Raw genomic sequence first — 13,677 nt, 5'->3', positions numbered from 1 at the left:
CCGGCATCTGCTGGGTTTGGCATTGCCTAGCCCAGCGATGTTTCATTCAAACTTAGGAATCAAATCCTACGCTTGTGATACCTGAATCCGGTATTTGATCCTTTATTTCCGACAGTGTCGCAGTACCCCCCCGTGACAATACTGTGGCCGTGCCGTTCTACGGCACCGGTCAGGCATGTGCCTGACCGCTGGTTTGAAGGAAGAAGAATATGAGCAAAACTTCTAAGGTTGTGTTCGGGCTCTGTGGCTCGTTGCTGATGGCGGGTGTCGCCCACGCCGACCACGGTGAAATCACGTTCCAGGGACGTGTACTGGCGCCGACCTGCGTCGTCAATGGTGGTGATGGCAATCTGCCCGTCACTCTGCCGGATGTCAATGCTTCGAGATTGGTTCGCCCTGGTGACGTAGCGGGTGAAACTCCGTTCCAGCTGCACCTGAGCAACTGCACCCATGTAGGCAGCGTTTCGACCTTCTTCGAGCCAGGTCCAAGCATCGGTGATGCCGGGCGCCTGATCGTCGATGAGGGTGGCAGCCGCAATGTCGAGCTGGAACTGCTCAACAGTGCCAAGAGGCCCATCAACCTGGCGGCAGCCAAGGGTTCCCAGAACTCCCAGACCGTAACCATCGTCGACGGTAACGCCACGCTGCGCTACTACGCTCAGTACTACTCGACTGGGAACACCACCCCAGGCCTCGTCAGCTCCAAAGTCCGCTACTCGCTGGACTACCTCTAAGCCGTTATGAAAAGCCGCCCTGTACGGGGCGGTTCCTTTTCCTTTCGAGTAAATCGTCATGAAGCTTTCACTGAGCACCTTGGGGTGCGCAGCGCTGCTGGCTGCGTGTTTCGTGTGCGCGCCGGCAAGTGCCAGCGTGGTGATTGCCACCACGCGAGTTATCTATCCCGCCGAGAGTCCCGAAGTCACTGTCAGGTTGAGCAACGAGGGGCGTCATCCGTCGTTGGTACAGGTCTGGGTCGACGAGGGAGGCCCAGAGGACCCAGAGGGCGAGCTGCAAGGGCCGTTCAGCCTGACACCACCACTGTTTCGACTCGATCCGGGCAAGCGTCAGAGCCTGAGGTTGTTCCACGACGGACGCCGCATGCCTGAGGATCGGGAGAGCCTCTACTGGTTGAATGTGCTGGACGTTCCCCCAAAGGGTGGTGGCGGTAACAGCCTGCAGATCTCCCTGCGCACCCGAATCAAACTGTTCTATCGGCCACAAGGGTTGGCAGGCAAGGCTGAACAAGCCCATGCACAGGTGACCTGGCGACTGGTCAAGGACGCGCAAGGCTGGGCTTTGCAGGCTGACAATCCTACCCAGTACCACGTCAACCTGGCCGTGCTCGAAGTTGCCCGCCCGGACTCGACCTTGGCGGCGGAGGTTGGGCACATTCCACCTCGTGATAGCGCGCGTTTCGCTTTGCAAGTGGCACCATCGGGGTTGGGGCCGGTTTCCGAAGTGCGCTATCAATATCTGGACGACTATGGCGCCTTGCAGAAGGCCACTTCCGTCGTGCAACCCTTCAATGGTCCGTTAGTCCCATGATCGCTGTTCGATGGTGGTGGGTTGCATTGGGGATGGCCGGTGCACACGCCGAACTCGTCAGTGCCGTGGAGTTCGACCCAGGGTTGCTGCGTCAAGGAAGCACGGTCGATCTGGGGCGTTATCAAGTCATCGACGCTGTCCCTGAAGGCAACTATACCCTGGACGTCGTTCTCAACCAGCAATGGGTAGGACGCCGTGCGGTTTCCTTGCGCACCTTTGGCACGTCCGGCCAGGCTGTACCCTGTTACGACTCGTCGTTACTCGAAGGGTTGGGGTTGAACATGGAGGGGCTGGCGAAGGACGTGCGTGAGCGACTGGCCGAGCCCGGCAGTTGCCTGAGCTTGGCGCAGTTGCAGATGACTGCCAGCGAAAACCTGGATTTCGGCGCTTTGCAACTGCACCTGGAGATTGCCCAGTCTGCCTTGCGTCGCCAGCCTCAGGATCATTTGCCGCCGCAAACCTGGGATTCGGGTGTCACCGCGGGTTTTGTCGATTACCGACTGAATGCCTATGAATACCAAGACCTCCGGCGAGGCGGCCAGCGTCGGCAAGGGTTTCTGGGCGTGCGCGCCGGTTTGAACACCGGGCAATGGTATTGGCGCCACGAAGGCAGCGCGCAGATAAGTGATGAGCGGGCGGTTCGCTATCAGGCCGGCGCGACGTCGGTGCGGCGGGACCTGCCTTCATGGGCGGCCCAGCTTACCCTGGGTGATGGGCATGCAACTGGCGATGTCTTCGACAGCAGCGCTTTTCGCGGGGTACAGCTGTCCACCGATGAGCGCATGTTGCCCAGGTCCCAGCGCGGTTTCGCACCGGTGGTCAGAGGTGTCGCCAACAGCACTGCGTTGTTGAGCATTCGCCAGCGAGGGGCGCTGCTGCATGAGTCGACGGTGCCGCCGGGGCCGTTCGAGATCGACGACCTGTATGCCAGCGGGCTCAATGACGATCTGGAGGTCACCCTGGAGGAGGCCGACGGCAGCGTGCGTCGCTTTACCTTGCCCTATCAAGCCGCACCACTGGCCTTACGAGAAGGGGCGAGTCGCTTTGACCTCAGTGCAGGGGTGTGGCGCGACGACCTTGGTCGTCCTGGCCCAGGCCATGTGCAAGGCAGCTGGCAACAAGGGTTGGACAACACCTTCAGCGTGCATGGAGGCGTCTGGCTGGCAGAGGACTATCTGGCCAGCGCCATGGGTGGCGCGATCAACAGCCGCTTCGGCGCCTTTGGAGTGACCGGATATCATGCCCAGGCATCGCTTGGCCAGGGCCGCTCCGCGCAGGGGCAGGCGCTGCGCTTCAGTTGGCGCCAGCGGGTGGAAACGACGGGCACCGACCTGAGTGCCAGCCTTACCCATCGTAACGACGCTGACTACTACAGCTTTGACGAGTTCGCCCGCATCAGTCAGCAAACTCAGCGCATCAATCCGCGTTCGCCTCAGCGCTGGCGGGCGGCGATGGCACTTCAGCAGCGGCTGCCCGGGACCGGTCGTCTTAGCCTTAGGGCCAGCGCTGGCGAGCAGTGGGGATCTGCGGTGGGCAACCGTGAGTACAACGTGGGGTACTACAACAATCTGCGCTCGCTTTCCTACGGCGTAACACTTGGGCGCGAGTATCGTGGCAACGGACAGGCAGTGAGCACTTTGACACTGACGGCCAGCCTGCCGTTGGGGGTACAGCGTCGCGGTTCGCTGAGCACCAGCATGAACCGCGACTCCGAAGGCAGGGCAACGACGAATGTGCGCTGGAGCGCAACGGCCGGCGAGGATGGGCAGTGGGGTTATGGCCTGTCCAGTGTGTACCAGGAGGGAGTGCAAGGTGGCGCAGGGTTTGACGCGAACCTGGTGCATCGCAGCTCGAGTGGGGAGCTGAGCGGGGCTGTGGCCCAACGCCAGGAGTCCCGTCAGCTTGCAATCGGCGCGCGCGGCTCGGTGGTCGGTCATCCGGGGGGCGTGCTGTTGGCGCAACCGTTGGGCGAGAGTTTCGCCATCGTTCATGCCCCCTTCGCCGAAGCGGCGCGTATTCAGCAGCACCCGAGTGTACGGTTGAATGCCCAGGGCTTTGCGGTCGTCCCCTCGTTGAGCCCCTACAGCGTGAATACCGTCGACATCGACCCCAAGGGCATGTCGCAGGATGTGGAGCTGCAGATCAGCGGTCAGTCGGTGGTGCCCCGGGCCGGTGCGGCGACGCTGTTGCATTATCCGACGCGCAGCGGAAAGCTGCTGTTAATCGAGGCTCGAGGCGGTCAAGGGCAGACGCTGCCCTTCGGTGCCCAGATATTCGATGTTCAGGGAGAGGAAGTGGGCATGGTCGGGCAGGGCAGCCGCCTGCATCTTCGCTCAGCCGCTGGCCAGGGGCGGGTGAAGGTCTCCTGGGGCACGCGTGCCGATACATCGTGCTGGCTGGATTATGCAGATGGAGCCGCATCAGCTTGTGTCGCCTCGCAGGACGAAGAAGCATAGGAATGAAAAAATCTATCGGCTGCGCAGCTTATAGCCAAAACCAATCACCAACATGAGGTTTACCAATGAGCCATTGTCGAGGTCATTGGATAGGATTACTCCATCGAAAGTTACCCACCCCAAGTTAACTAACCCTCGAAGGAGCGTTTCTGATGCCAATCATCAACAGCCAGGTCAAACCGTTCAACGCCACTGCCTACCACAAAGGCGAGTTCGTTCAGGTAAGCGAAGCCGACCTGAAAGGCAAATGGTCCGTCGTGTTCTTCTACCCGGCCGACTTCACTTTCGTCTGCCCGACCGAACTGGGTGACCTCGCTGACAACTACGCCGAGTTCCAGAAGCTGGGCGTCGAAATCTACGGCGTGTCCACCGACACCCACTTCACCCACAAAGCCTGGCACGACACTTCGGACACCATCGGCAAGATCCAATACCCGCTGATCGGTGACCCGACCCACGTCATCTCGCGCAACTTCGACGTGCTGATCGAGGAAGCCGGTCTGGCTGATCGCGGCACCTTCGTGATCAACCCGGAAGGTCAGATCAAGATCGTCGAACTGAACGACGGTGGCGTAGGCCGCGATGCCGCCGAGCTGCTGCGCAAGGTCAAGGCTGCCCAGTACGTTGCCGCTCACCCAGGCGAAGTTTGCCCGGCCAAGTGGAAAGAAGGCGAGGCCACTCTGGCGCCATCGCTGGACCTGGTCGGCAAGATCTAAGGGCATGCATCAATCGCGGGCGGTGAGCAGCCGCCAAAGCTGAAGTACTCACTGCCCCGTCAAACGCCCGGGCGACCTCGCCTGGGCGTTTTTGTATCCGAGTTTTAAAAAAGGAATCGCCCCGTATGTTGGACGCCACGCTTAAATCGCAACTGAAAACCTACCTGGAGCGGGTCACCCAGCCGATCGAGATCGTTGCTTCTCTCGACGACGGCGCGAAGTCCCGTGAAATGCACGACCTGCTGGTTGAAATCGCCGCCCTGTCGAGCCTCATTACCCTGCGCGAGGACGGCAGCGATGCCCGTCGCCCCTCGTTCTCGCTCAACCGTCCCGGGGGCGATATCAGCCTGCGTTTCGCCGGCATCCCCATGGGCCATGAATTTACCTCCCTGGTACTGGCGTTGCTGCAGGTCGGTGGCCACCCCTCCAAGGCCAGCGCCGAAGTGATCGAGCAGATCCAGGCCCTGGAAGGCGAGTTCAGCTTCGAGACTTACTTCTCGCTGTCTTGCCAGAACTGTCCCGACGTGGTCCAGGCCCTGAACCTGATGGCGGTGCTCAACCCCAATATTCGTCACGTCGCCATCGATGGTGCGCTGTTCCAGGATGAAGTCGAATCGCGCAAGATCATGGCGGTACCGAGCATCTACCTGAACGGTGAAGTGTTCGGCCAGGGCCGCATGGGCCTGGAGGAGATTCTCGGCAAGATCGACACCAGTGCCGGCAGCCGCCAGGCGGAAAAGATCAATGCCAAGGACGCTTTCGACGTGCTGGTGGTCGGCGGTGGTCCTGCTGGCGCTGCGGCGGCCATCTACGCTGCGCGCAAAGGCATTCGTACCGGTGTTGCCGCTGAGCGTTTTGGCGGCCAGGTGCTTGATACCCTGGCGATCGAGAACTTCATCTCCGTGCAGGAGACCGAAGGGCCGAAGCTGGCCAGTGCGCTTGAAGAGCACGTCAAGCAGTACGACGTCGACATCATGAATCTGCAGCGCGGTGAAGCGTTGGTCCCGGCCACCGAGGGCGGCTTGCATGAAGTACGCCTGGCCAGCGGTGCATCGCTCAAGGCCAAGACCGTGATCCTCGCCACCGGTGCCCGCTGGCGCGAGATGAATGTCCCCGGTGAGCAGGAATACCGCGCCCGTGGTGTGGCCTACTGCCCGCACTGTGATGGCCCACTGTTCAAGGGCAAGCGCGTGGCGGTGATCGGTGGTGGCAACTCTGGCGTGGAAGCGGCCATCGACCTGGCCGGTATCGTCGCTCAGGTGACGCTGATCGAGTTCGACAGCCAGTTGCGTGCCGATGCGGTGCTGCAGCGCAAGCTGCACAGCCTGCCGAACGTCAAGGTGATCACCAGCGCCCTGACCAAGGAAGTGCTGGGTAATGGCGAGAAGGTTACCGGTCTGCGCTACGAGGACCGGACCAGCAACGAGATCCATGAGCTGGCGCTCGAAGGTATCTTCGTGCAGATCGGCCTGCTGCCGAACACTGATTGGCTCAAGGGCACGGTCGAGCTGTCGCCGCGTGGCGAGATCATCGTCGACGCCAAGGGCCAGACCAGCATCGCTGGTGTGTTCGCGGCCGGTGACGTGACCACGGTGCCATACAAGCAGATCGTCATCGCCGTGGGCGAGGGCGCCAAAGCTTCGCTGGCGGCCTTTGATCACCTGATCCGGACTTCGGCGCCGGCGTAAGTCAGCGCGGGCCTCATCGCGGGACAAGTCGGGGCGCCGAACCGCCGCTCCCACCGGTGTAGCGCACAGCTCTTGAAGCTGTTACCGGAGGGAGCGGGCTTGTCCCGCGATGAGGCCCGCAGAAACAAAGCATTCTCTGAGGGTGTCTATGCTTGAAGAAGACGCTCTCAGGAATCGCGCCATGACCCCGATCAGTCGAGAACCCTGGTGGTTGGTGCCACCCAAGCCTGGCCAACAGGAGCAGGATCTGCACTGGGGCTACCTGGAAATCTACCCCGACGGTCGTACCGTGTTCGTCGACCAGCGCCCCAGCGACCAGGAACTGGCCGAGCGCAAGAGCTGCCGTAACTTCCCCGAGCCCGACCAGACCTGACTCAGCCCTCGAGCTGAGCCAGCCGCGCCTCCAGTGCCGAGATCCGCGCTTCCAGCGCTTCGATTCGATCCTCCGAAACGCTGCCTGCACCACTGCGTGGCCCGCTGTCCTGCTGACGCGCGGCAAGAATCGCTTCGATCTCGGCCGGATCGCCCAAGGCATGGGTGTAGCGGTCCTCGCGCTGGCCTGCCTGACGCGGTAGATGCAAGGCCAGCCCGCGCGAAACCAGGCGCTCCAGCTGATGCTGGACCTGATCGACGTCTTCGAATTCGTGCAGACGGTTGCTGCGTGTCAGCAGTTCGTTGAGGGTCTGTGGGCCCCGCAGGAACATCAGCCCCATCAGTACCAACTGCGCCGGTACCAGTTCCAGCGCCTTGTCTACCCGATGTTCCCAGCGGTCGGCGCGGCTACCCATCTGCAGGCGGGCCATGTCCTGGCCTTCGAGCGCACGCAGGGCCTGGCCGACCTGACCGGGGGAGAGGTTCATCACCGGCTCCCGGCTGGTCTTCTGGTTGCAGGCCAGGACCAGCGCATTGAGTGTCAGTGGGTAGCTTTCCGGGCTGGTGGCCTGCTTTTCGATCAGCGCGCCGAGGATACGGACCTCGATACTGTTGAAGCGGCCTTCGCCTGCGGTTTCGTGTTCTGACATGGCCCTGTCTCGTTACTAGGAAAAGGCCATTAGCCTAGGCCTTGCGTCTGGCTTAAGCAATTGCGGCTCAGGCAGTACGCCGCTCCATGGCCTCGCACGCAGCCGCAGTGAACAGTACGTCGGTCGATGAATTGAGCGCGGTTTCCGCCGAGTCCTGCAACACACCGATGATGAAGCCGACGGCAACCACCTGCATGGCAATCTCGCTAGGAATGCCGAACAGGCTGCAAGCCAGAGGAATCAACAGTAGCGACCCGCCGGCCACGCCCGAGGCGCCGCAGGCACAGACCGCAGCCACCACGCTGAGCAGCACTGCGGTCGGCAGGTCGATGGCGATCCCCAGGGTATGCACCGCCGCCAGGGTCAGCACGGTAATGGTGATCGCGGCCCCGGCCATGTTGATGGTCGCACCCAGCGGGATCGACACTGAGTAGGTGTCTTCATGCAGGCCCAGTCGCTCCGACAATGCCAGGTTTACCGGAATGTTCGCTGCCGAGCTGCGGGTGAAGAATGCGGTGATACCGCTTTCACGCAGGCACAGGAGGGTCAGGGGGTAAGGGTTGCGGCGAATCTTCCAGAACACGATCAACGGGTTCATCACCAATGCTACGAACAGCATGCAACCGATCAGCACCCCCAGCAGATGCAGGTAGCCGAGCAGGGCATCCAGGCCCGCCTCGGCCAGGGTCGAGCTGACCAGGCCGAAGATCCCCAGTGGAGCGAAGCGAATCACCACGCGAACCAGCTGCGTGATGCCTTTGGACAGGTCGTCGATCACTCCGCGGGTTGCCTTGCCGGCCTTGCGCAGCACTATGCCCAGGCCGATGGCCCAGGTCAGGATGCCGATGAAGTTGGCATTGACCAGGGCACTCACTGGATTGTCCACCGCGCTCAGGAGCAGGCCCTGCAGCACTTCGGTGATGCCGCCGGGGGCGCTCAGCGTTGCTTCGTGTGGGTTCAGTATCAGAGTCGAAGGGAAGGCCATGCTCGCTACCACGGCGACCACGGCGGCACCGAAAGTGCTCAGCAGGTAGAGCCAGAGGATAGGGCGGATATGGATCTGCTGACCTTGTTGATGGTTGGCGATGGAGGCAATCACCAACACGAACACCAGGATCGGTGCCACGGCCTTGAGGGCCGAGACGAACACCTTGCCGAGGAATGCAAGATCCAGGGCCAGGCTCGGGGCGACCAGCGCCAGGGCGATACCGGCAGCCAGGCCAATGATGATCTGGGTCACCAGGCTGGTGCGGCTGAGAAGGCGAAAAACAGGGGTCATGTGCAGCGGGGTCTCGGGTTTGAACGAACCGCGGACTGTAGCACAGGAGCTGTAATACATGGCTGACGGTATTGTTTCCCGCATTTACGCTAGGGATGGCAGTGCTATTGGCCCGATAAGGGCCAGTATGGACTCACCAGTTGAACAGCTCCCTGCGCGCGCCTTCGGTAATCGCCACGATCCCCGGATGCTTCACCTTGCGCTCCACAGAGATCGCATAGAACGACTCATGCACCGCCTCGGTCTGTCCGATCAGTTCCACGCCGTACTGCCGACACACCTCATCGGCGATCACGCTGGGCGCCACGAAGATGCCGCTCCCCGATTGTCCGAATGCCTGCATCAAGGCGCTGTCGTCGAATTCACCGACGATGCGCGGTTGCACCTGCTGCTCGGCCAGCCAGCGCAACAGGCGGCTGCGCACTACCGTTTCCTGTCCGGGGATCAGTAGCGGTGCGTCGTCGAGGCAGCCGGGGAAGGGCTGCTTCAGCCGAGTGGCAAGGGCTGCGGTGGCGAAAAAGCTCAGGCCGCACTCACCCAGTTTCTGGCTGTACCCCTTGATGTCCAGATGGCTGGGCATGGGGCTGTCGGAGATCACCAGGTCAAGGCGCTGGATCGCCAGGTCCGCGAGCAGGCGCTCCAGCTTGTCTTCACGGCAGTTGATGCGCAGTACTTCATCAAGCTCCATGGTCGGTGCCAGCAAACGATAGACGATGGACTTGGGCACCACGTCCGCGACCCCTACGCGGAACAGGATCTGTTCCTGGGGGCCGGCCCGCAACAGGGTCTCGAGTTCGCTGCCGATCTGGAACATCTGCTCGGCATAGGCGAGGGTCTGGCGGCCGGTTTCGGTCAGTTCCAACTGTCGACCGACGCGTTGGAACAGCTCCAGGTTGTAGGTCTGTTCCAGCAGGCTGATCTGCCCGCTGATGGTCTGAGGCGTGAGGTTCAATTGCTCGCTGGCGCGGGTGATGCTGCCAGTGCGGGCCACTACCCAGAAATAGTGAAGCTGACGGTAGTTGAGCATGGAGAGATGACTCGATTCGTAAAAACCGAAGTATAACCGCTGAAAATACGAATTTTCCTGAACTATCGGTCTCTCTAGAATTCGACTCCATCAGGCGCGCTGCGTGCGCCAGCCGAATATCGATAAGCGAGGACCTTATGCTACAACTGAAATCCATCGGCACCCCGTTGGTACTGGTGCTGGCGCTCTTGGCCACGGCGGGTTGCGACCAGGCCGAGAAGTCGGCCCAGCAGGTGCTGAACCAGGCCGCCGAGTCGGCCAAGCAGGCGATCGACAAGACCAACGAAGCCGCCCAGCAAGCCTTGAACGAAACCCTCGGTGGCAGCGAGCCAAAAACCGAGAGCAAGCAAGACAAGAACGACACCCAGGACATCTGAGCGAAGGAACACTAAATGGAATACTTGCTGGAACTTGCTGCGAGCCCCACCGCCTGGGTCGCCCTGGCCACACTGGTGGCAATGGAAATCGTGTTGGGTATCGACAACCTGATCTTCATCTCGATTCTCACCAACAAGCTGCCTGAGGCCTACCGCTCCAAGGCTCGACGGATCGGTATCAGCATGGCGTTGATCATGCGCCTGGCACTGCTCTCGACGGTGGCCTGGATCGTCCAGTTGACGGAGCCGGTGATCGAGGTATTCGGCCACGCCTTCTCCTGGAAGGACATGATCCTGATCGCCGGTGGCCTGTTCCTGTTGTGGAAGGCAACCAAGGAGATTCACGAAAGCGTCGATCCGCATGGTGCGAAGGAAGAATCCAAGGCCGGCACCACCGTGACCCTCGGCTTTGCTGCGGCGATCGGCCAGATCCTGTTGCTCGACATCGTCTTCTCGGTAGACAGCATCATCACCGCCGTGGGCATGACCGAGCACCTGCCGATCATGATCATCGCTGTGATCAGTGCAGTGATCGTGATGTTGGTGGCCGCCGACCCGCTGGCCAAGTTCATCAACGACAACCCTACCGTGGTGATGCTGGCGCTGGGCTTCCTGATCATGATCGGCATGACGCTGATCGCCGAAGGTTTCGGCGCCCATGTACCGAAAGGCTACGTGTACGCAGCGATGGCCTTCTCCACGGTGATCGAGATCCTCAACATCATGGTTCGCCGGGCACGCCTGAAGCGCGAGGCGGCTGAAGGCTGACACCGGGCTGACGCATAAGAGAAGGGGCTGCCAGGCAGCCCCTTGTTCTTTCGCGGATCAGGTCAATGTGCCCCGGCGTGCCGGCGGGTGCGATGCAGCGGCTGAGGCTTGGGCGCGGTGGCGGCTTGGGTGTGATGCGGTCGGGCATGGCGTCGAGCGATGCGCAGTACCCCCCAGAGCATGGCGGCGGCGACGCTCAACCACATCGCGACCAGCATGAAGATTGCCATTGTCAGGCTCATGTGCGTGCCTCCTTCTCTCGGGACAACTGTGGGCTGTTCCCTCCAGACACTTTCTTAGTCTAGCCGCACGCGTGTGACGTTCCATTGACCGAAGGTCTATTGCTTGGGCCATTTCGTTCCAAGCCCGAAGCGGGCTATACCTGGGCCGCGCAGGCGCCTATGATCGGAGCCCAGTGCCGGGCGCTGTCTGCCGGGCGTCGAAACAAGCGAGTGTCCATGTCGCAGCATTTCTTCACCTCCCTGAGCCCGCGCCGCCTGCTGGCGGCCTGCCTGGTGGTCGCCAGCCTTGCCGGTTGCGCCGGTTCTCCACCGGCGGCGCTCGACAAACTGCCGCAGCGGGTCGAGATCAGCAGCGTGCCGTTCTATCGCGGTAATGCCAATCTGAGTGGTTCGATGGCTCTGGCGGCCGTGCTTTCGCAGCAGGGCGCGCCGATCACGCCTGGCCTGCTGGACAAATCGCTGAATCTGCCGCAGGGCGCGGCGTCGCTGGAAACCGGCATTCCCCGGGTGGCCCGCGAGTACGGCATGGTGGTCTATCCGCTGGACAAGCGCCTGGATGCCTTGCTCACCCAAGTGGCGGCCGGTCATCCGGTGTTGTTGCGCTATCACGATGGTTCGGCGCTGTGGGGCGAGCCACGCTATGCGGTGCTGATCGGCTACGACCGTTACAAGCAGCGTGTATTGCTGCGTTCAGGGATGGCGCGGCGGCATCTGCTGGATTTCGATACCTTCGAGAGCGCCTGGGCCAAGGAGGGGAGTTGGGCGGTGCTGGTGCAACCGCCGCAGCGCCTGCCGGCCCAGGTCGACCGCCAGCGCTGGATGAAGGCTGCCGACGAGCTGGCGCGCGATGGCCAGGAGATTGCCGCTAAGCAGGCGCTGCGTAGCCTCGGGCAGTAGCTGCGGCGGTACTGATTACATTTCGCGGGTTAACCCGCTCCCACAGATGCACGCTTGTGGAAGCGGGCTTGCCCGCGAAATGAACAATCCGGTGCTACATCAGAACCCCAGGCGATCCCGCAGGCTGTAGTACCACGCACCAATGGCGCTGAACGGCACACGCAGCAACTGACCACCCGGGAACGGATAGTGCGGCAGGCCGGCGAAGGCGTCGAAACGCTCGGCCTGGCCACGCAGTGCTTCGGCCAGAACCTTGCCCGCCAGGTGGGTGTAGGTCACGCCATGACCCGAGCAACCCTGGGAGTAGTAGATGTTGTCGCCGATACGACCGACCTGCGGCAGACGCGATAGGGTCAGCAGGAAGTTGCCGGTCCAGGCGTAGTCGATCTTCACGTCCTTGAGCTGTGGGAAGGCCTTGAGCATCTTCGGACGAATGATCGCCTCGATGTTCGCCGGGTCACGTGCGCCGTAGACCACGCCGCCGCCGAAGATCAGGCGCTTGTCGCTGGTCAGGCGGTAGTAGTCGAGCAGGTAATTGCAGTCCTCGACGCAGTAGTCCTGCGGCAGCAGGGTGCGGGCCAGTTCCTCGCCCAGTGGCTCGGTGGTGATCACCTGGGTGCCGCAAGGCATGGACTTGGCGGCCAGTTCCGGCACCAGGTTGCCCAGGTAGGCGTTGCCCGCGACGATGATGAACTTGGCGCGCACTTTGCCCTGTGGGGTATGCACCACAGGGTTGGCGCCACGCTCGATGCGCACGGCAGGGGTCTGCTCATAGATGACGCCGCCCAGCGACTCGACCGCAGCGGCCTCGCCCAGGGCAAGGTTCAGCGGGTGGATGTGGCCGCCGCTCATGTCGAGCATGCCGCCGATATAGCTGTCGCAGGCGACCACTTCACGGATGCGCTTCTGGTCCATGAGTTCCAGCTGGGTGTGGCCGAAGCGCTCCCACAGGCGCTTCTGCGACTCCAGGTGGCCCATCTGCTTGCTGGTCAGGGCCGCGAATACGCCGCCGTCCTTCAGGTCGCACTGGATGTTGTACTTGGCCACGCGCTCACGGATGATACGGCCGCCTTCGAAAGCCATCTCGCCCAGCAGTTGTGCCTGCTTGGGGCCGACGGTGCGTTCGATGACGTCAATGTCGCGGCTGTAGCTGTTGACGATCTGCCCACCATTGCGGCCCGATGCGCCGAAGCCGACCTTGGCGGCTTCGACGACGGTTACCTTGAAGCCGTTCTCCAGCAGGAACAGTGCGCTGGAAAGGCCGGTGTAGCCGGCACCGATGATGCATACATCGGTCTCCACCTCACCCTGCAGCGCCGGACGTGGCGGCACCGGGTTGGCCGAGGCGGCGTAGTAGGACTGGGGGTAGGGGGTGTTAGCCATGCTCGGAAAACCTCGTGTTTTATATTTTTAACGAATGTACCGATGCTATCAATAATAATAAACACCCGCTAGTCGTATGGTGAAAATCCTTTACAGGGGTGTTGTCTGCTAGTCATGGGCGCAAATATTTTTAGAATCAGTAGGTTAGCTCGAAAAAAACTGTTGACAGGGATTTTCTAGCGCGTAGAATGCGCCCTCATCGACAGGCACATAGCTCAGTTGGTTAGAGCACCACCTTGACATGGTGGGGGTCGTTGGTTCGAGTCCAATTGTGCCT

14 protein-coding genes and 1 tRNA gene are annotated in these 13,677 nt (G+C 61.7%); 10 read left to right on the top strand and 5 right to left on the bottom strand.

All coding sequences use genetic code 11. The features are described 5' to 3' along the window. The first annotated feature begins 209 nt into the window (after window positions 1-209). From HU748_RS24030 to HU748_RS24005, 6 genes are all read left to right on the top strand, one after another. Window positions 210-734 (top strand): fimbrial protein, encoded by a 525-nt coding sequence (locus HU748_RS24030; RefSeq protein ID WP_186669050.1) that lies wholly within the window; start codon window positions 210-212, stop codon window positions 732-734. Window positions 735-792: 58 nt separating this feature from the next. Further along, window positions 793-1,545, top strand: a complete 753-nt coding sequence (locus HU748_RS24025; protein WP_186722234.1) for a molecular chaperone — start codon at window positions 793-795, stop codon at window positions 1,543-1,545. After that, a complete protein-coding gene (locus HU748_RS24020; RefSeq protein WP_186722232.1) occupies window positions 1,542-4,001 on the top strand; it encodes a fimbria/pilus outer membrane usher protein in 2,460 nt (819 codons plus the stop codon). The genes HU748_RS24025 and HU748_RS24020 overlap by 4 nt, the downstream gene beginning before the upstream one ends. A gap of 152 nt (window positions 4,002-4,153) precedes the next feature. Continuing rightward, complete coding sequence (gene ahpC / locus HU748_RS24015) at window positions 4,154-4,717, top strand: alkyl hydroperoxide reductase subunit C (protein WP_004375926.1); 564 nt, start codon at window positions 4,154-4,156, stop codon at window positions 4,715-4,717. A 125-nt stretch (window positions 4,718-4,842) separates the two neighbouring features. Further along, complete coding sequence (gene ahpF, locus HU748_RS24010) at window positions 4,843-6,405, top strand: alkyl hydroperoxide reductase subunit F (RefSeq protein ID WP_186722230.1); 1,563 nt, start codon at window positions 4,843-4,845, stop codon at window positions 6,403-6,405. A 181-nt stretch (window positions 6,406-6,586) separates the two neighbouring features. After that, window positions 6,587-6,778, top strand: a complete 192-nt coding sequence (locus HU748_RS24005; RefSeq protein WP_186669057.1) for a hypothetical protein — start codon at window positions 6,587-6,589, stop codon at window positions 6,776-6,778. Between the two features lies 1 nt (window position 6,779). Here the strand turns inward: HU748_RS24005 and HU748_RS24000 are convergent, their stop codons facing one another. The 3 genes from HU748_RS24000 to nhaR all read right to left on the bottom strand — a co-directional run bounded on the left by HU748_RS24000 (window position 6,780) and on the right by nhaR (window position 9,733). Then, on the bottom strand, window positions 6,780-7,427 hold the full coding sequence (locus HU748_RS24000) for a DUF480 domain-containing protein (protein ID WP_186722228.1): 648 nt from the start codon (window positions 7,425-7,427) through the stop codon (window positions 6,780-6,782). Between the two features lie 67 nt (window positions 7,428-7,494). Next, window positions 7,495-8,706, bottom strand: a complete 1,212-nt coding sequence (sstT, locus tag HU748_RS23995; RefSeq protein WP_186722226.1) for a serine/threonine transporter SstT — start codon at window positions 8,704-8,706, stop codon at window positions 7,495-7,497. Between the two features lie 133 nt (window positions 8,707-8,839). Continuing rightward, complete coding sequence (nhaR, locus tag HU748_RS23990; protein WP_186722224.1) at window positions 8,840-9,733, bottom strand: transcriptional activator NhaR; 894 nt, start codon at window positions 9,731-9,733, stop codon at window positions 8,840-8,842. A gap of 137 nt (window positions 9,734-9,870) precedes the next feature. Between nhaR and HU748_RS23985 the strand changes: the two genes are divergently transcribed. Both HU748_RS23985 and HU748_RS23980 read left to right on the top strand, forming a co-directional pair. Further along, complete coding sequence (locus HU748_RS23985; protein ID WP_186669063.1) at window positions 9,871-10,110, top strand: hypothetical protein; 240 nt, start codon at window positions 9,871-9,873, stop codon at window positions 10,108-10,110. A 15-nt stretch (window positions 10,111-10,125) separates the two neighbouring features. Continuing rightward, window positions 10,126-10,878 (top strand): TerC family protein, encoded by a 753-nt coding sequence (locus HU748_RS23980; RefSeq protein WP_186669064.1) that lies wholly within the window; start codon window positions 10,126-10,128, stop codon window positions 10,876-10,878. A gap of 62 nt (window positions 10,879-10,940) precedes the next feature. Here the strand turns inward: HU748_RS23980 and HU748_RS23975 are convergent, their stop codons facing one another. Beyond that, the gene (locus HU748_RS23975; RefSeq protein ID WP_186669065.1) at window positions 10,941-11,120 is read right to left on the bottom strand and encodes a hypothetical protein; all 180 of its coding nucleotides are present in this window, start codon (window positions 11,118-11,120) and stop codon (window positions 10,941-10,943) included. Window positions 11,121-11,279: 159 nt separating this feature from the next. Here HU748_RS23975 and HU748_RS23970 point away from each other — a divergent pair, with 159 nt between their 5' ends. After that, window positions 11,280-12,017 carry a peptidase C39 family protein gene (locus HU748_RS23970; protein ID WP_186722223.1) on the top strand — a complete coding sequence of 246 codons (738 nt, stop codon included), beginning with the start codon at window positions 11,280-11,282 and terminating at the stop codon, window positions 12,015-12,017. A 99-nt stretch (window positions 12,018-12,116) separates the two neighbouring features. Here the strand turns inward: HU748_RS23970 and HU748_RS23965 are convergent, their stop codons facing one another. Beyond that, window positions 12,117-13,400 carry an FAD-binding oxidoreductase gene (locus HU748_RS23965; RefSeq protein ID WP_186669067.1) on the bottom strand — a complete coding sequence of 428 codons (1,284 nt, stop codon included), beginning with the start codon at window positions 13,398-13,400 and terminating at the stop codon, window positions 12,117-12,119. A 204-nt stretch (window positions 13,401-13,604) separates the two neighbouring features. On the opposite strand from HU748_RS23965, the gene HU748_RS23960 reads away from it, so the two are divergent. Continuing rightward, window positions 13,605-13,677, top strand: a tRNA-Val gene (locus tag HU748_RS23960).

Source organism: Pseudomonas sp. RW3S2 (assembly GCF_014268955.1).
GTDB classification, from domain to species: domain Bacteria; phylum Pseudomonadota; class Gammaproteobacteria; order Pseudomonadales; family Pseudomonadaceae; genus Aquipseudomonas; species Aquipseudomonas wayambapalatensis.
Note: the sequence above shows the minus strand (reverse complement) of the source record. Positions and strands in the feature narration are given on the sequence as shown.